This window comes from Pseudomonas marginalis (assembly GCF_024169655.1).
In the GTDB taxonomy this organism is placed as follows: domain Bacteria; phylum Pseudomonadota; class Gammaproteobacteria; order Pseudomonadales; family Pseudomonadaceae; genus Aquipseudomonas; species Aquipseudomonas paraveronii.
Genome location: NZ_JALJWV010000001.1, coordinates 3,714,268 through 3,732,451, shown reverse-complemented (window position 1 = coordinate 3,732,451; position 18,184 = coordinate 3,714,268). Strand labels below are relative to the sequence as shown.

The following is an 18,184-nucleotide window of genomic DNA, read 5'->3' as shown; positions in this document are numbered from 1 at the left end:
GTTGTAACGATGACAGGCAGCACAATTACCCCGCGCGCACGCCCGGTTCCTGATGAGCAGAGCCCACATGTGCAGGTAATCAGGAGCAACACCCCAGACTGGTACACCGAGGCGCTGGATGAGCGCAAAACCGAGTTGGCGTCGTTGGGCCTGAATATTCCCCCCTGGTACAAAAAAGCCTCGACGAGTGCGAGGGACCGCATGAAGGCCGTCCACACGCGCAGCAGGCACTCCTTGAACCAGGTGGATCAAATGTTCAGTGGGCTGCAAGGGCCGACGGAGTATGCCGAGCCGTTGTTGGTGGCCGCAATCGAAAAAAAGTTCGGCCAACGGCTGGACGTCAGAGCGGTGTTTTATGCCCGCAAGATGGAGCAGAAAGAATGCAGCACCGAGCCCAATGAGGTCCTGACCACTCGCGTCAGCGAATTGGCCTCGGAGTACTATTTCTACCGCGGAATCAGCCTGCTGGAGGCAGCGCTGAACAACTTCACCCCGGACGAGGCAATCGAGCCGGTTTGCCAGGACTGTCACCTGCTCACGCGATACAACTTTTACCAATATTCAAGCACGAGGCTTCATCCGGCGGGAAACGTTCGGGTGGCGAAGTTGGGCATCAAGGCCCATGAGTTTGCCCAACTGTGCAGGGAGCTGGATCTGGGGCACTCGTACTACGAACATGTACGAGCCTTTATCAATAGCCAGATACAGACAGACGCAACGCAAGGACGGATTGGCAAACTGTACAGCAACCTGATCATCAGCCATCGGCATCAATTGGAGCTGGCAGCCGAGATTGCCTTGATGAAGGGCGACATCCAGCCCGATGATTACCAACTGATCAAGGACATTTTGATTGACCAGTTGGGGGCCAAGCAAGCACAGGAGACGGTAAAATTTTCGCCGCTGCGGTTATGCACCTTCGTTCTCGAGAACATCCTGATCATCGGACCGGTCATATGGCGCGCCAACCTGAGAAATGCCGAACTCTTGCCGCGACGGTGCATGGTGTACATCCCTGGCGATCCCCTCCATCCGCTCAGAGCCTATAGCAACATTGCGGCCTTTACCGACCACCTGACGACACGCTTGTGTAGTGCCGACTACCGGAAATTCTTCAGTCAGTTCGTGCCGCTTGCCCATCAGGACGGGTTCTTTACGCAACTCAAAGCTTTGCTCGATCCGGATGCGGCCTACTCCGACGGCGACGATTTTGCCCCTGCCAAAAAAGGCCGGATCAATCACCAGGGAACCTACGCGACGTCGTGGCGAGATATGTGGATGGACTGCGCGAAGCAGCGCATCCAGATGATCATGAACAATGCCAGTTCCTGTGCGGTGTCGACTCAGGACGTCACTGATCGGGCTTATAAGGCCTGGCTCTGGTCGTGGGGCGGTACGGCGCTGGATATTCTCAATCTTGCCTCTGCGGTGGTGCCGTTTCTCGGTGAAGTCATGTTGGTCGTCGCGGCCGTACAGATGGTCTATGAGATCGGCGAAGGGATTGAAGCCTGGTCTGAAGACGATGCTCAAGCGGCCTGGGCGCATTTTTCGGTGGTGGGGCTCAACCTGGCGATGCTGGCGGTACCCGTGGGGCTGATGGCGGCGAAAGACACGGCATTTGTCAAACGTCTGGTGCATGTGGAGTTCGGTGGACGCACACGTTTGTATGATTTCAAACCGAGGGAATACCTGCACCAGGTTACGTTGCCCGACGGGCTCAAGGCGAACGCCCAGGGGCTCTATGCGCATGAACGAGGCCTGTACCTGTCGGCAACGGATGGGGGGTACTACAAGGTTGAGGCCAGCGACACCGCACACGAATTCAAGCTCCTTCACCCCGATGGCGATTCACGTTATGCGCCACGGCTGCGTCACAACAATGAGGGGGCCTGGGTGCATGAGTTTGAACAGCCGTTGACGTGGGATCGCAAGACCCTGCTGCGTCGTATCGGCCATACAGTCGATCACCTGAGCGATAGCCAGCTTGAGCACGCCAGAGCGATGAGCGGTGTGTCGGATGACGAGTTGCGTCAGGTATTTACCGAGCATCGGGAGCCTGCGCCACTGTTCAAGGACATGCTCCGGCGATTTGAATTCAACGCCAGGCAACAGGCCTTTATCGACCGCTTGGGCCACTCGGATCCTGAGGTTTTTGCCCGGGTCGACTGGTTTATGCAAGTCAGGTTGTTGATTGACAGTGGTCGGTGGCCTGAATCGCGGGTGCTGGTGGCCGTTGATGAAGGGGGTAACCAGGTGTGGAGATCCGGCCCTGTGACGGACTCCGCTCGGGTGGTCACGCTCAAGCATGAGCAGGTCCAGAGCGGCCTGCTCTTTCCTACATTATTAAACCAGTTGAGCGAGCCCGAAATACGCCACTTGTTGAATGAAGAACTGATTGAGCGCAGGACTCGGCCTATCATCGAAGCGCTCCGTCGGCCACCGGCACATCAACCTGCTGGCGCCGCCGCCCCAACGCTCGACTCCCTGCTCGAACTGGAGATGCTAAAACGGCGTACACCTGCCGGCAGGGCATTGAGATACCGCGACTATTTGCTGGAATTAGCCAAAAGCAACAGAGGCAAGCTGTTCAATATGGAGATGTCGGCCGGTGAAGTTTCCGGTGATGCAAACGTGCAGTTGATCCAGAGCAGCGTTCCCGGTGTGCCTAAACTGGCTGCCGAGCAAATAGTGATCCATGCCAGCAGCCGGGAGTTGGCAAGCATGACGTCTACGTCACGCTTGCCGTTGCGTTTGGCTGAGGAGGCGCGCTACTACGCGCAGAAGGCGCGTGTCATGCGGGCGCATGCGGATCTTCTGTTCGGCAATCAACTCACGATGGACGGCGTGCGTCTGGCCCTGCACAAACTGGCCTCATTACCGGAATTTTTGAGTGATGTGTGTATTGAGTTGCGTGCGGATACGAACGATGGCCCTGTACTGGACCAGGTGGGAGATGTGAGCGCCCCCACACGATTTCGCCTGATCTGCACCGACATGAAGGAGTGGGCGCTCTACCGCACGGCGGAAGACCTTGTGTACCGGGGCACAGGCGAGAACGCCTTTTTCAGTATGCTCTGGTTAGGCAGCGGCGGTAAGTTCACCACTTGGTCAGCGTTCGAGACGTCTACTCAAACCCTGAAAGTTCGGCTTACGCAACTGCCACTGAGCGAACAGGCAAGCCGGCGTGCGCTTGGTTTGCAAACAATCAGGCCGGGGTTCAAATCACCGATGCGCCTGGCCGACGGACGCATCGGTTATCCGCTAAGTCCGGTGGGCGGCGCGGACGGGCGGCCGTTTGTTTGTAAGATGAAAGCGATGTCGCTCTATCCATCAAAGTCCCTGGAAGAGGTCGAGGCAATGCTTGGCCTTCTAGGCGCCGGCGACGCCACGCTTCTGGAGAGGCTGACTCACCTGGAAGTGGAGTTCGCAGAACTGGACAGGACGCTGGTCAGTTGGCAGCAGGAGGCGGGCTCAGGCTACGCAATGACCAGGCGCCGAGTCGCGGGCGCGATCAAGAACGCTTGGCGGCGAGGCTCCGCACAGGCGTTCGCAGGGGATCAAACACCGATCGGTCACGTGCTGGATCTGTCGGATGAGGTGGTCGGCGAACTGCCGGCGATCACCGCGAACATGGACCATGTGGGCCGCCTGGTGTTACGTCGGATGGGGCTTTCGGACAGCACCTCTTCTTTTCTGAATGCATTTGGCGGATTGCGCTGGCTGAACATGAGCGAGAACAACCTCACGCAACTGCCGGAGTTCAAGAATGGCGGAGCAGGGCTGACCAAGCTCAACCTGAGTCGAAATGATATCCAACTGACCGAACAAAGCCGCGTGCGCCTGGAGGCTATGCAGAGCTTGAAGATTCTGAATCTGGGGGATAATTCCCGCTTGGGATGGCAGGCCGATCTGCGCGGCTTGCGAAATCTGAATCAACTTTATCTACCGAATACGGGCACCATCAGGTTTCCTGTGGGGGCCGAACGGGTGCCGCACCTGGCCCACATCGACCTGCATACGAACCGGATCACCCAGTTGCCCGAATACGCTTACGAGCATCTGGAGCGCATCAACGTGCATGACAATCCTCTGTCGGCGGCTACCCTCGAGCGACTTCGTTTGGACAGGCCAATGAGCCCGGCGCAATGGGGTGAGCACATCTCCGTGGACGAAGCACGCGGTTTGTGGCTGGAGGGGGCTTCGCCCGCAGAGCTGGTGCGGCGTGGTGGTGTGTGGGACGGACTCAGGGCCAGCCCTGAGTCGGCCGATTTTTTTACGGTATTGGCCGACACCACCCGCAGTGCCGAATACGTCAGCGAAGTGACCCGCCCGGCACTGGCGCAGCGAGTGTGGGACATGCTGGAGGCGGCGAGTGAAAGCCAAGAGATTCGCGAGTCGTTATTCGCGGTTGCCGACGACCGAGTCACCTGTGGCGATGGCAGCTCGGTCGAGTTCATGAACCTTGAAAGTGAGCTGATGGCAGCCAGGGCGCTTGAGTTGGCGGGCGCGCAGAATGCCGAGAGGCCGCTGATATCCACGGCGAAGAGGTTGTTCCGGTTAACGCTGGTGGACGCCATTGCCCAACGGGATGTCGCGTCGCGAGGGCCGGGGTTTACCGAGCAGGTCGAAGTGATCCTCGCGTATCGGACCCGGCTGGCGGAAAAACTGGACTTGCCGGTCATATCCCGGGACATGTTGTTTTTCGAGCAGGCGAACGTGAGTCAGGCGGCGATTGATGAGGCCTATGCGCAAGTGCTGAGGGATGAGGGTAATGCCGCTGCCGAGGAAGTCTTTTTTGTCGGACGCATGTTCTGGGAGAAACACCTGCGTACCCAATACCCGCAAGCGCTCAAGGCGTTGATGGTGCCGGCGGTTGATCTGATCGAGCAGAAAAGCACTGCGTTGTTTGAGCTTTCGGATCTGCAAGGAGAGCCGCTCAGCGACGCGGACGAGAGCACAAGGAATCAGTGGCAGATAAAGTATGACGCGGCGGCCGACCGGTTGGCGGGCCTGTTGGGCCAGCGTCGGGCTGACATTCTGGTGGACGGCTCGATGCAAAGTGCCTTTTTCGAGAGCGAGCTCAGCCTATTGGGGTGGGAGCGACGGGAGCTGGAACAACGAGCGCTGAAAGCCCTGACGCGCAAGGTGCTCAATAACTTTGCGGCCATGGAAGGGACATCGCTCTGAACGAAGGGTGCAGACAGCACAAAGGGGACCCTAAGGTCCCCTTTAATTTGTTGTTACGTGCTCTTTTTTTATTATTGAGGGGCGGTCTATTGTTGTTGTTAGCAACCGTTACCCTTTACCGCTGTTTTTGGCGACCCCCATTCAGGGTCAAGAGCAAACGTATTTTTTTGAGCGCTGATCTGCTTCTTCGCACGCGATCCAACCAGTGGGTAGCTACCTGAGGTAGTTTTATTGTTCTCTATCCGGTTGCGGGTTTCGGCAAGCCGTACCCTGCGAAGCACATCTTCTCCAAAAAAATCTGTTAGCTGCGTCTCTGCCGTGTTGTTTTTGTTATGTCAGAGTCGTTTCGTCTTATTTTTATTAGGTTTGGCGCTTTTTATTCTTGTTATGCCATAGAGATAGCAGAAGCCGTGCCAACTTTTAAAAATCGTTTAAAATCAATGGTTTGAGTTTTTTTGAGAAATGGCCTACGGTAAACGCGGGAAAATATGTTCCCGTGTTACTCGTCCGGCCAGCCTGCGGTAACACATTGTCACGGCTAAGCTACTCAACTGGCGTTACGCGCCCTGGCAACGCGCGAGCCGCTGGGCCGGCCGAGTACGTCGCTGATCTGCCGGCCCGCGAGAATCAATCGCTCCAGGTCGATGCCGGTCTCGATCCCGAGGCCGTTGAGCAGGTACACCACATCTTCGGTGGCGACGTTACCGCTGGCGCCTTTGGCGTAGGGGCAACCGCCCAGGCCCGCGATAGAGCTGTCGAACACGTTGATTCCTTCCAGCAGGCTGGCATAGACGTTGGCGACGGCCTGGCCATAGGTGTCATGGAAGTGCCCCGCCAACTTGTCCCGTGGCACCTGTGCGCCCACCACCTCGAACAACCGGCGCGTGGCCCCCGCCGTGCCGGTGCCGATGGTGTCGCCCAGGGACACTTCATAGCAGCCCATGGCAAACAGTTCGCGGGCCACCGCCGCCACTTGTTCCGGGGCGACCGCGCCTTCATAGGGACACCCCAGCACGCAGGACACATAGCCGCGCACACTGACCCCCTGCTGTTTGGCGGCCGCCATGATCGGCACGAAGCGCGCCAGGCTTTCACTGATCGAGCAGTTGATGTTGCGCTGGGAAAACGCCTCGGATGCGGCGGCAAACACCGCGACCTCCTTGACCCCGGCGGCCAGCGCATCTTCAAAACCGCGCAGGTTCGGCGCCAGCGCGCCATAGGTCACGCCGGGCTTGCGCTGGATCTGCGCAAAGACTTCGGCGGAGCCGGCCATCTGCGGCACCCATTTAGGCGAGACAAAACTGCCGACTTCGATATAGCTCAGGCCGGCGGCGCTTAAGGCATCCACCAACTGCACCTTGTCGGCCACGCTGATGGGTTGGGCTTCGTTCTGCAATCCGTCGCGCGGGCCGACTTCGACCAGGCGCACATGGGAGGGGAGGGACATGGCAACTACCTTATGATCAACGGCCAGCCTGGCCTTGGATGGTTTCGGCCAGGGCCTGGGTGCAGCGCTCTTCGGCGGTGTCCAGTTCCAGCTTCATTTGTTCGATATCCAGCAACTGCTGCTCCAACTGTTCGCGACGCTCGGCGATCTTCACCAGCATGCTGTTGAGTTGGATATGGTTGCCGCTGGTGGGGTCGTAGAGTTCGATCAGTTCACGGCATTCGGCCAGGGAAAAACCGATGCGCTTGCCCCGCAGGATCAGCTTGAGGCTGACCTTGTCCCGCGCCGAGTAGATGCGCTCCTGGCCCCGGCGTTCCGGGGCCAGCAGGCCTTGTTCTTCATAGAAGCGAATGGCGCGGGTGGTGATGTCGAGCTCGCGGGCGAGGTCGGAAATGCTGTAGGTCGTGCTCATGAGGGCGCTCAAGAAGGTCTTGGCGCTAAGCTAATGGCAGGTTTACGTAAACGTCAAGGGGCGCTGCGCAGCCCATCGGGGGCAAGCCCCCTCCCACAGGGGGCGTTCTTCAACCTCAGGCCTGTTGTTTATCCAGCTTATTTTCATGGGCTGTGACCTGCTGGCACAACTCGATCATTTGCTCACGCATCCAGCGGTTGGCCGGGTCCTGGTCGGTGCTTTCGTGCCAGTACAGGTGGGTTTCCACCGCTGGCACGTCGTTGACCGGCAGATTGAACCAGTGCAGTTCATGACGGCGGGCGAAGCGTTCGGGAACGGTCATTACCATGTCGGTCTGCTGCAACACTTGCGAGGCCATCAGGTAATGCTGGGAGCGCAGGGCGATCTTGCGCTGGATGCCCATCTTGCCCAGGGCCAGGTCGACATGGCCCAGGCCGTTGCGGCGGCTGGAGATATGGATATGGGTCAGCGACAGGTAATCATCCAGGCTGAACGTGGCCTTGCCCGCCATCGGGTGACCCTTGCGCATGGCGCACACGTAGCGGTCTTCCATCAGCTTGACGTGGCGCACCTGCGGGTCGGTGTTGAGCGGCGCATCGACGGCAAAATCCAGGCGCCCGGCGGCCAGCTCTTTGGTGGTCTCGCGGCGTTTGGACAGGAAGCTCTCGATCACCACCGTCGGCGCCAGGCGACGCAGGCGCTGGAACAGCAGCGGCAGGATTACCGCCTCGGTCAAGTCGGTCATGCTGATGCGGTAGGTCTTGGCCGCCTGCTGCGGGTTGAAAATCCGGCTTTCCTGCACCGACACCCGCAGCAATGACAGCGCATTGCGCACTGGGCCGATGATGTTCTGCGCCATCGGCGTGGGCACCATGCCTTGGGCGGTGCGCACGAACAGCGGGTCGTTGAAGGTCTCGCGCAGGCGTGCCAGAGCATTGGACACCGCCGGTTGGGTGATGCCGACAATCTGCCCGGCACGGGTCAGGTTGGCTTCGGTGTAGATCGCGTCAAAGACGATAAACAGGTTGAGGTCGACCTTGCTCAGATTCATTTCGTTGCGCTCTTATTGTTAGGTGGCCATGCCCCGATCATATATCGGTGATGAATGTTAATACACGCCGAGAATAGGCTAGGTAAATTATCAACGCTGTTCTAGCATCGATTGCATGACCTAAACAACCTCTCAAAGAAGGGAGCTGCTCATGGATTTCGCCTATTCGCCCAAGGTTCAGGAACTGCGTGAACGCGTCACTGCGTTCATGGACGCTTATGTTTACCCAGCCGAACCGGTGTTCGAACGCCAGGTCAGCGAAGGCGACCGCTGGCAGCCCACCGCGATCATGGAAGAGCTGAAAGCCAAGGCGAAAGCCGAAGGCCTGTGGAACCTGTTCCTGCCCGAATCCGAATTGGGCGCCGGCCTGACCAACCTTGAATACGCGCCGCTGGCGGAAATCATGGGCCGTTCGCTGCTAGGTCCGGAGCCGTTCAACTGCTCCGCGCCGGACACCGGCAACATGGAAGTGCTGGTGCGCTATGCCAACGCCGAACAGAAACAGCGCTGGCTCGAACCGCTGCTGCGTGGCGAGATCCGCTCGGCTTTCGCCATGACCGAGCCTGACGTGGCCTCCTCGGACGCCACCAACATGGCTGCCCGCGCCGAGCGCCAGGGCGACGAGTGGGTAATCAACGGCAAAAAATGGTGGACCTCCGGCGCCTGTGACCCGCGCTGCAAAATCCTGATCTTCATGGGCCTGAGCAATCCCGATGCGCCGCGCCATCAGCAGCACTCGATGATCCTGGTGCCGGTGGACGCCCCTGGCGTGAAAATCGTGCGCCCGCTGCCGGTATTCGGCTACGACGATGCGCCCCACGGGCACGCCGAAGTGCTGTTCGATAACGTGCGTGTGCCGTATGAAAACGTCCTGCTGGGTGAAGGCCGTGGCTTTGAAATTGCCCAGGGGCGCCTTGGTCCTGGCCGCATTCACCACTGCATGCGCTCCATCGGCATGGCCGAGCGCGCGCTGGAACTGATGTGCAAACGCGCCATCAGCCGTACCGCGTTCGGTAAACCGTTGGCGCGCCTGGGCGGAAATATCGACAAGATCGCCGACTCGCGGATGGAAATTGACATGGCACGCCTGCTGACCCTGAAGGCGGCGTACATGATGGACACCGTGGGTAACAAAGTGGCGAAAAGCGAAATCGCGCAGATCAAGGTCGTGGCGCCGAACGTGGCGTTGAAGGTGATCGACCGCGCGATCCAGATCCATGGCGGCGCGGGCGTCTCCAACGACTTCCCGCTGGCCTACATGTACGCCATGCAACGCACCCTGCGCCTGGCCGACGGCCCGGACGAAGTCCACCGTGCGGCGATCGGCAAGTTCGAGATTGGCAAGTATGTGCCTAAAGAGCTGATGCGCGGCGGGTAGTAACACCGCGTCGCCTGCTATCGCGGGCAAGCCCCCTCCCACACTGGACCGCGTTCTCATGCACAACTCGGTCGACTGTGGGAGGGGGCTTGCCCGCGACGAGGCCCATGCGAACAACACCAAACCCAAACCTCAGTACACCCACACCTCCACCCGCCGATTCTTGATCCGGCCTTCATCCGCCGTATTTGCCGCCACCGGCATCTGCGCGCCGAACCCGCGAATATCGCGCAGCACCACGCCGTTCTTGACCAGTTCCCGACGCACCGCCATCGCCCGCAGCTTGGACAACAGCGCCGCGCGTTGCGGGTCATTCTTGATATCGCCGAACCCCACCAGCGTCACCTGCTTGTCGAGCTTGTCGTGGCTTTTTATATACGCCACCACGCGTTGCACATCCTGGCGCGCTTTGTTGTCCAGGCTGGCGCTGCCTTCTTCGAAGCGAAAATTCACCGTCAGGCGCTGGGCCTCGCGGGCAATTGCCTGATAGTCCTCGGGCATCGAAGGGCGCGGCTCCACGCCCATCGCCTGGACCCGCTGCGCGATAAACCCGTTGGCCGCCACGATCGCCTGGCCCTTGCTGCTTTGGGTAAAGTCCACCAGCGCCTTGGCCCACGGGTTGTGTGTGGTCGGCGGCAGGTAAAAGAACAGGCGGCGCGACAGCGGGTAGTCCTCGGTGGCAATCAGGCTGTTGAGCGGCAACATCGGTTGCGAGTCACCGTCGACGATCGCCACCGCCTTGGCCTGGCGCACATAGGGCAGGCCGATAAAGCCGATGCCTTGCGGGTCCTGGCTCACCGCATCCGACAGTTGCTCGCTGGCCTCGAAGCGCTTGGCCGACGCGGCGAGGGGCTTGCCGCGACGGCTGAGCACCAGGTCCTTGAACGTGTCATAGGTGCCCGACCGGTCATCCCGTGCATATAAATGAATCGCTCCGCCGATGCCGCCGAGTGCCTCCCAGGTACTGATCTCACCGTTGAAAATCTGCGCCAGTTGCTCGGTGTTCAGCGTATTCAGCGGGTTGCGTGGGTTGAGGATGATGGCCAGGCCGTCGATGGCGATCACCTGTTCGGCCTCGGGGCTTTTCAGGTCGCCCAGGGGTTCGAGGTCCACCAGTTCGCTGTCTTTGATCGGGCGGGATGAGGCGGCAAGGTCGGCGCTGGCTTTGTGCAGCGCGGCAAACCCGGTGCTGGAACCATGGGCCGCGACCTCGATGGTCAGCGTCTTGCCCTGGCGAGTCTTGCCGATCACGCGCAGTTCATTGGCGCCTTCGGCGGGTTCAGCGTGTACCCCTTGCAGTCCCTGCTGCTCCATCAACCCCTTGACCAGCGCCGGGCCAAGCGCCGCGCCAATCGTGTTGGAGCCCTGGATGCGCAAGGCGGGGCCTTGATCGGGAACGGGCAGCGGCGCGCTAACGGCAAACAGGGGAAAAAGGGTCAGCAGTAACAGAACGCGCGGGATCATGCCGGCACCGTCTCGAGGCAAAGGGAGTGCCGCGAGATTAAGTCAGTTGGGTTTCAGTAATATGACTGACGCTCAACTGTAAAAATGTGGGAGGGCGCTTGCTCCCACATGGTTTAAGCGCGTCGTACTTGAAATCAGCTCAATTCCAGCCAGATCGGCGCATGGTCCGAGGGTTTTTCCAGGCCGCGCAGTTCGTAGTCCACCCCCGCATCCTTGATCCTGGGCAGCAAGCCGTTGGACGCCAGGATCACGTCGATACGCAGGCCACGCTTGGGCTCATCTTCAAACCCACGGCTGCGGTAGTCGAACCAACTGAAACGGTCGGTCACGTCGGGGTTGAGGTGGCGGAAGCTGTCCACCAGGCCCCAGTTCTTCAGGCGGGCCATCCACTCGCGCTCTTCCGGCAGGAAGCTGCACTTGCCGGTTTTCAGCCAACGCTTGGCGTTGTCGGGGCCAATGCCGATGTCGCAGTCTTCCGGGGAAATATTCACATCGCCCATCACCACCAACGCCTGGTCGTTGCTGAACTGGCTTTCCAGCAACTGTTGCAAGTCTGCGTAGAAGCGCTGCTTGGCCGGGAACTTGGTGGGGTGGTCGCGGCTTTCGCCTTGGGGGAAATAGCCGTTCATGATGGTGACCGGGTTGCCCTGTGCATCGGCGAAGGTGCCCCAGATAAAGCGGCGCTGGGCGTCTTCTTCATCGCTGGCAAAACCTTTGTGTACGCTCAATGCTTCTTTGCGCGAGAGCAGGGCGACACCGTAATGGCCTTTCTGGCCGTGGTAGTACACGTGATACCCCAGGGCCTGCACGTCGGCCAATGGGAACTGGTCGTCGTGGACCTTGGTTTCCTGCAGGCCGATCACATCGGGTTGATGCTTTTCAATCAGCGCCGCCAACTGATGCGGGCGAGCCCGTAGCCCGTTGATATTGAAAGAGACGATTTTCATGGTCGGCTGTCCAGTCTGGCAAAAGGGCGATGCTAGCCGACAAGTCGGACGGGGGCCAGCGTGGCGGTAGGACGGATGCGCTGCTAATGTCTGGGAACGACTTGCGCTGCGTAAGTTCGTACCCATAAGAACGCCGTCTTTTGAATGGCGCCCAGGGAGATTCACCGTATGCCTGACACTTCAACTGCGATTGCCGAAATCCGTCTGCTCAATAGCGACTATTCCAGCGAAGCACGCTCCCTGCTGTACCAGGCTTATCGCCATGAGCCGACGTTCGCCTACATCTTCGAAGCTGAGCGCTCGGGGTATGAGCAGCGGGTGCGTGCCACCGTGCGCGAGCTGGTCAAACAGCATTTCTTCCAGAAACTCCCCGCCATCGGCCTGTTCGTCGACGACCGCTTGATCGGCATTGCGTTGATCGCGCCGCCCCAGCGGCGCCTGGGCATCACCGAGAGCTGGGCCTGGCAATTGCGCATGTGGTTGAGCACCGGTGTGCGCGGTACGCGGCGTTACCTGGATTATCACCAAGCGGTGTTGGCGTGCCTGCCCAGCGAGTCGGTGCATGTATTGCCGTTGCTGGGCATTCACCCGCAATTCCAAGGCAAGCACTTCGGTGAGCAACTGCTCGGCGCGGTACACAACTGGTGCGCCGAGGACCCGCATTCGTCCGGCGTGGTGCTCGATACCGGCAACTCGCGTTACCTGGAGTTCTACAAGCGTCAGGGTTATGAGGAAATCGGCGAAGTTGCTGTAGGACCGATCCTGGAGCATGTGTTTTTTCATGCCAATCCACAGCCGTTACAGGCTGTAACGACTTGAGTCAGGATTTTCAGATAAATCTGAGTTCAAAGAGTCTCTCCAGCTCGTGTAGCATCCGCGCCTATGAAGTTTCCAGGAAGATTTACCAGCGGCTTGATTCTGCTGTTCACAAGCTGCGGCGCTTTGGCGCAAAGCGAACTGGACGTGCGCGTCAAACCCTCAAACGACGCGTTGAAAGCCAACATCGAAGGCTACATCGGCGGGGTAGGCGATCGCGATGAAGAAGCGTTGCTGCGGTTCAGCCGTGGCGCCGAAGAGCAGGCGCGCAAAGCGGCCCAGGCCTTGGGCTTCTATCAGCCGCAGATCAGCAGTGATGTGCAGGGCGGCAAGAACCCGCGCCTGACCCTCACCATCGACCCCGGGGAACCGGTGCATTTGCGCAACGTGACCATTCGGGTCGATGGCCCTGCGGCGGCCCTCAAAGCCTTTCGTGTGCCCGCCAGTCACGACCTTCAAACCGGTGCCGTGCTCAACCACGGCCATTACGAAGACGCCAAGCGTCTGATCCAGAACCAGGCCTCGCGCTACGGTTTCTTCAGTGGGCGCTTTACCCGCCAGACCCTGTCGGTCGACCCCAAGGCGGGCGTCGCCGATATCGAACTGGTGTATGACAGCGGCCCGCGTTACACCTTGGGCAAGGTCAGCTTTGCCGGCAATACGCCCTTTGATGAAGAGCTGCTGCAGCGCATGGTGCCGTTCAAAAACGGTGCGCCCTACGATTCCGAACTGATCGCCGAGCTGAACCAGAACCTGCAAGGCAGCGGCTTTTTCGAGGGCGTGCGGGTGGACGCCGCGCCGGCTGCGTCGGCCAACGATGTGATCCCGGTCGCGGTGCAACTGGAAACCCGCAAGCCACGCACCATGGGCCTGGGCCTGGGTTTTTCCACCGACGTCGGCCCGCGGGGCAAGGCCAACTGGACGCGCCACTGGGTCAACCCCCAGGGTCACAGTTACGGCTGGGAAGCCGAACTGTCGGCGCCACGGCAGAACGTTGGCCTGTGGTACGACATCCCGCTCGACCCACCGCTTACCGACAAGCTGCGTTTCGCCGGCGGCTACCAGAATGAAGAGCTGGCCAACACCGACACCCTGAGTAAATTGCTCACCCTCGGCCCGGAATGGCACAGCAAGTTGCCCAGCGGCTGGACCCGGGTGGTCTCCCTCAAGTGGCAGCGTGAGGAGTATCGCCTGGGCGACGATTCGGGCCTCAGCAACCTGCTGATGCCGGGGCTCAGCTATTCCTATCTGCGCAGCGACAACCGCATCGATCCGCACCACGGCTACCACCTGCAATTCGACACCAAGCTGGCCAAGGAAGGTCTCGGCTCCGACACCAACCTGCTTTACGGCACGGCGATGGTCAAAGGCCTGACCACCGTGTGGGACAACCACCGTTTCCTCGGGCGGGCGCAGATCGGCGGCAGCGCCACCAACGGCTACAAGTCGGTGCCGCCGTCGCTACGCTTCTTTGCCGGCGGCGACCAGAGCGTGCGTGGCTACGAGTACCAGACCCTGTCGCCGGAGAACGACCGCGGCGACCGCATCGGTGGCCGCTACATGGTGGCCTTGAGCGCTGAGTATCAATATTCCATCGCCGAAAAATGGCGGATCGCGACCTTTATCGACCAGGGCAACTCCTTCAACACCCTGGAAATGCCAAGCCTGAAAACCGGCGTGGGCGTCGGCCTGCGCTGGGTGTCTCCCGTCGGGCCGATTCGCCTCGACCTGGCCCATGCCCTGGAAGACCCGGGCGGTATTCGTTTGCACTTTTCCATGGGGCCTGAGCTGTGATGCGTGGTTTGAAAAGAGCCGGGCTGGTTGCCGTCGCCCTCCTGGGCTTGGTGTTGCTGGCGTTGTGGACGGTACTCGGGACCCAGGCGGGCAGCCGTTGGGCGTTGGGCCAGGTGCCGGGCTTGAGCGTGGACAATTTCCAGGGCCGTTTGGGCGGTCAGTGGAGTGCCGAGCGGTTGGTGTGGCAGCAGGGTAGCGACCGTGTCGAGCTCAACGCGCCGACGTTCGACTGGTCGCCAGCCTGCCTGTTGCGCATGACGCTGTGCATTGATCGGTTGGATGTGGACCAAGTCAGCCTGCAATTTGCGCCAAGCACGGAAGAGAGCAACGGGCCGATTCAGTTGCCAGCGCTGAGGTTGCCGGTTGCGCTCCAGTTGGGCGACGTTCGCGTCGGCAGCCTGCTATTTAACGGCAGTGAAGAGCTCAAGGACCTGCAATTGGCCGCACATTGGACCGCCGCCGGCCTGCAGATCGACGCCGTACACCTGCAACGCGAGGACCTCGTGCTGGACCTGTCCGGCCTGCTGCAACCTGTCGGCGACTGGCCGTTGACCGCCAGCGGCAACCTGAGCCTGCCCTACGCGCCAGGCAGCGCGCCGTGGACAGTCGCGCTCAAGGTCGACGGCGACTTGCTCAAGACCCTCAAGCTCGACGCCGACAGCAGCGGTTACCTGTCGGCCAAGCTCAGCGGCGAGTTGCAGCCGCTGGTGGAAAACCTGCCGGCGCAACTGCACATCACCGCCGACGCCTTCAAACCCAGCGCCGATTTGCCGGACACCCTGCAACTCAATCAACTCGACCTGACCGCCAAAGGCGACCTGAACAGCGGTTACCAATTGCTCGGCAAAGCCGTACTGCCAGCGGAAAAAGGCCCAGTGGAGATGCTGCTGCAAGGTCGGGTGGACGCCAAGGGCGCGCAGATCGCCGGCCTGGATCTGATGGCTGGCGACAAACAAAGCCTGAAACTCACGGCACAACTGGACTGGCAACAAGGCTTCAGTGCCGACGCCAAGATCGATTGGCTGGACTTCCCCTGGCATCGCCTCTACCCAGTGATCGACGAGCCGCAGGTCATCTTGCGCACCTTCAATGGCGAAATTTCCTATAAGGACGGCAATTACCTCGGCAACCTCAAGGCCGACCTCGATGGCCCCGCGGGTAAATTCAATGTGGTCACACCGTTCAGCGGCGACCTCAAGCAAGTGTTCCTGCCCGAGCTGAAACTGGCTGCCGGCCAAGGCAAGGCCGAGGGTCACCTCAACCTGCAGTTCGCCGACGGCATCGCCTGGGACACGGCGCTCGACCTGTCGGCGCTGAATCCGGCGTACTGGCTCGCGGAATTGCCGGGCACCCTGGCCGGACCGCTGCGCAGCAAAGGCGAGTTCAAAAACGAACAGCTCAAGCTGAACGCCGACCTCGACCTCAAGGGCCGTCTTCGCGGGCAGCCCGCCGTGTTGGCCGCCAAGGCCGAAGGCGCGGGTGAGCAATGGACCCTGGCCAACCTGGATATCCGCCTGGGTGACAACCGCATCAACGGCAGCGGCAGCCTGCAACAACGCCTGGCCGGGCAGATCGATATCAAACTGACGCGCCTGGCCCAGCTGTGGCCGCAGTTGCGCGGGCAGGTCAATGGCCGACTCGATGTGGCCGGCAGCCTCAAAGCGCCGCAAGGCAAACTCGACCTCAAGGGCCAGCAACTGGCGTTTGCCGACAATCGCCTGCAAAGCCTGAGCCTCGACGCCACGCTCGACAACGCCCAGCGCGCGAAGATCGACCTCAAGGGCAGCGGCATCCAAAGCGGCGACACCCAAGTCGGCACCCTGACTGCCAGCGCCCAGGGCGATGTCAGGCAGCAGAAGGTCCAGTTGGATCTGGCCGGCCCACTGGTCAAGCTGGCCCTGGCCCTGGACGGCAACCTCGACCAAGGCAACTGGCGTGGGCGCCTGGCCAGCGGCGACGTGCAAGCCGGTGGCCAGGACTGGAAGCTGCAGGCCCCGGCGAAAATCGAGCGGCTGGCCGATGGCAAGTTGACCTTCGCCGCTCACTGCTGGGTCGCAGGCACGGCCAGCCTGTGCGGTGAAGACCAGCGGCTGATGCCCGAGCCGAAGCTGCGTTATCACCTCAAGCAATTCCCCATCGACAGCCTGGCCGCCTGGTTGCCCAAGGACTTCGCCTGGCAGGGCACGCTCAACGCCGACGTACAGCTCGACCTACCGGCCAGCGGCCCCAAAGGCGTGATCGCGGTGGATGCCAGCGGCGGCATTTTGCGCGTCAAGGATAAGCACCAGTGGCTGGATTTCCCCTACGACACGCTGAAACTGGACGCCACTCTCAACCCCAAGCGCATCGACACCCGGCTCAACTTCCAGGGCGGCAAACTCGGTGAGTTGCTGTTGCAGGCACAGATCAGCCCGCTGGCGAAAAACAAGCCGATCAGCGGCACCTTCAGCCTCACCGGTCTCGACCTTGCTGTGGCGCGGCCGTTTGTGCCGATGGTGGAAAAACTCCACGGCAAGCTCAACGGTACTGGCCGCATCTCCGGCGGCCTGCTGGCGCCGCTGGTCAACGGCAACGTGAACTTGGTGGGCGGCGAGATTTCCGGACCGGAACTGCCCATCAGCCTCGAAGGTTTGAACGTGCAGGCGCTGATTGCTGGCGAAAGCGTGCAACTCGATGGCCGCTGGCGCAGCGGCAAGGCCGGGCAGGGCAGCCTCAAGGGTCATATCGACTGGGGGCGCGCCCTGGTGGTCGACCTCAGCTTGCAAGGCTCGCAACTGCCGGTCACCGTCGAGCCTTACGCGGTGCTGGAAGTCGCGCCCGACCTGAAAATCAGCCTGAAGAACGACAAGCTCGCGATCGCCGGCAAGGTGCAGATCCCGCGCGGTGACATCACCGTGCGCGAACTGCCGCCGTCGACGGTCAAGGTCTCCGATGACACGGTGATCGTCGGCAGCCAGACCGAAGAGGGCAAGCCGCCGATGGCAATGGCGATGGATATCGACGTGGCGGTGGGTGAAGACCAGCTCAACTTCTCGGGCTTCGGCCTCACCGCCAAGGTGCAGGGGCATGTGCATATCGGCGACAACCTGGACACCCGCGGCGAGCTGTGGCTCAACGACGGCCGCTACCGTGCCTACGGCCAGAAGCTGGATGTGCGCCGTGCGCGTTTGCTGTTCGCCGGGCCGCTCGACCAGCCTTATCTGGATATCGAAGCGATCCGCAAGACCGGCGATGTCGTCGCCGGTATCCGCTTGAGCGGCAGCGCCGAACAGCCCACTACGCAGATCTTCTCCGAGCCGGCCATGAGCCAGGAACAGGCGCTGTCCTACCTGGTGCTCGGCCGTCCGCTGAGCACCACCGGTGAAGACAACAATATGCTCGCCCAAGCCGCCCTGGGCCTGGGCTTGATGGGCAGTGCCGGGGTGACCTCGGACATTGCCAAGAACCTCGGCATCCAGGATTTCGAACTCGATACCCAAGGCAGCGGCACCAACACCGCCGTGGTCGCCAGCGGCAAGATCTCGGAGAAACTCAGCCTGCGTTATGGGGTTGGGGTGTTCGAGCCGGCCAGCACCATTGCTTTGCGCTACCTGTTGAGCAAGAAGGTGTATCTGGAGGTGGCCAGTGGTGTGGCCAGTTCGTTGGATATTTTCTATAAGCGGGATTTCTAGATCCGCCCTCGATGAAA

General features: G+C 60.7%; 10 protein-coding genes. 5 read left to right on the top strand and 5 right to left on the bottom strand.

Going from position 1 to position 18,184, the window contains the following annotated elements; genetic code table 11:
• Positions 1–9: 9 nt before the first annotated feature.
• Positions 10–5,187 (top strand): NEL-type E3 ubiquitin ligase domain-containing protein, encoded by a 5,178-nt coding sequence (locus tag J2Y83_RS16865; protein WP_253396851.1) that lies wholly within the window; start codon positions 10–12, stop codon positions 5,185–5,187.
• Between the two features lie 547 nt (positions 5,188–5,734).
• Here J2Y83_RS16865 and J2Y83_RS16860 read toward each other — a convergent pair.
• From J2Y83_RS16860 to J2Y83_RS16850, 3 genes are all read right to left on the bottom strand, one after another.
• Positions 5,735–6,634 carry a hydroxymethylglutaryl-CoA lyase gene (locus J2Y83_RS16860; RefSeq protein WP_253396849.1) on the bottom strand — a complete coding sequence of 300 codons (900 nt, stop codon included), beginning with the start codon at positions 6,632–6,634 and terminating at the stop codon, positions 5,735–5,737.
• A gap of 16 nt (positions 6,635–6,650) precedes the next feature.
• The gene (locus J2Y83_RS16855) at positions 6,651–7,046 is read right to left on the bottom strand and encodes a MerR family transcriptional regulator (RefSeq protein ID WP_253396847.1); all 396 of its coding nucleotides are present in this window, start codon (positions 7,044–7,046) and stop codon (positions 6,651–6,653) included.
• 115 nt (positions 7,047–7,161) lie between these two features.
• Positions 7,162–8,097 (bottom strand): LysR family transcriptional regulator, encoded by a 936-nt coding sequence (locus tag J2Y83_RS16850; protein ID WP_253396845.1) that lies wholly within the window; start codon positions 8,095–8,097, stop codon positions 7,162–7,164.
• Positions 8,098–8,248: 151 nt separating this feature from the next.
• Between J2Y83_RS16850 and J2Y83_RS16845 the strand changes: the two genes are divergently transcribed.
• On the top strand, positions 8,249–9,475 hold the full coding sequence (locus J2Y83_RS16845; protein ID WP_253396843.1) for an acyl-CoA dehydrogenase: 1,227 nt from the start codon (positions 8,249–8,251) through the stop codon (positions 9,473–9,475).
• Positions 9,476–9,607: 132 nt separating this feature from the next.
• On the opposite strand, the gene J2Y83_RS16840 is transcribed toward J2Y83_RS16845, so the two are convergent.
• Together J2Y83_RS16840 and xthA are read right to left on the bottom strand one after the other, a co-directional pair.
• Positions 9,608–10,939 carry a substrate-binding domain-containing protein gene (locus J2Y83_RS16840; protein WP_253396841.1) on the bottom strand — a complete coding sequence of 444 codons (1,332 nt, stop codon included), beginning with the start codon at positions 10,937–10,939 and terminating at the stop codon, positions 9,608–9,610.
• Between the two features lie 134 nt (positions 10,940–11,073).
• Positions 11,074–11,886, bottom strand: coding sequence for an exodeoxyribonuclease III (gene xthA / locus J2Y83_RS16835; RefSeq protein WP_253396839.1), 813 nt, complete (start codon positions 11,884–11,886; stop codon positions 11,074–11,076).
• 168 nt (positions 11,887–12,054) lie between these two features.
• Here xthA and J2Y83_RS16830 point away from each other — a divergent pair, with 168 nt between their 5' ends.
• The 3 genes from J2Y83_RS16830 (at position 12,055) to J2Y83_RS16820 (ending at position 18,167) form a co-directional block, all read left to right on the top strand.
• The gene (locus J2Y83_RS16830; protein WP_253396838.1) at positions 12,055–12,705 is read left to right on the top strand and encodes a GNAT family N-acetyltransferase; all 651 of its coding nucleotides are present in this window, start codon (positions 12,055–12,057) and stop codon (positions 12,703–12,705) included.
• A 63-nt stretch (positions 12,706–12,768) separates the two neighbouring features.
• On the top strand, positions 12,769–14,496 hold the full coding sequence (locus J2Y83_RS16825; RefSeq protein WP_253396837.1) for an autotransporter assembly complex protein TamA: 1,728 nt from the start codon (positions 12,769–12,771) through the stop codon (positions 14,494–14,496).
• Positions 14,496–18,167 carry a translocation/assembly module TamB domain-containing protein gene (locus J2Y83_RS16820; protein WP_253396836.1) on the top strand — a complete coding sequence of 1,224 codons (3,672 nt, stop codon included), beginning with the start codon at positions 14,496–14,498 and terminating at the stop codon, positions 18,165–18,167. The genes J2Y83_RS16825 and J2Y83_RS16820 overlap by 1 nt, the downstream gene beginning before the upstream one ends.
• Positions 18,168–18,184: the final 17 nt, after the last annotated feature.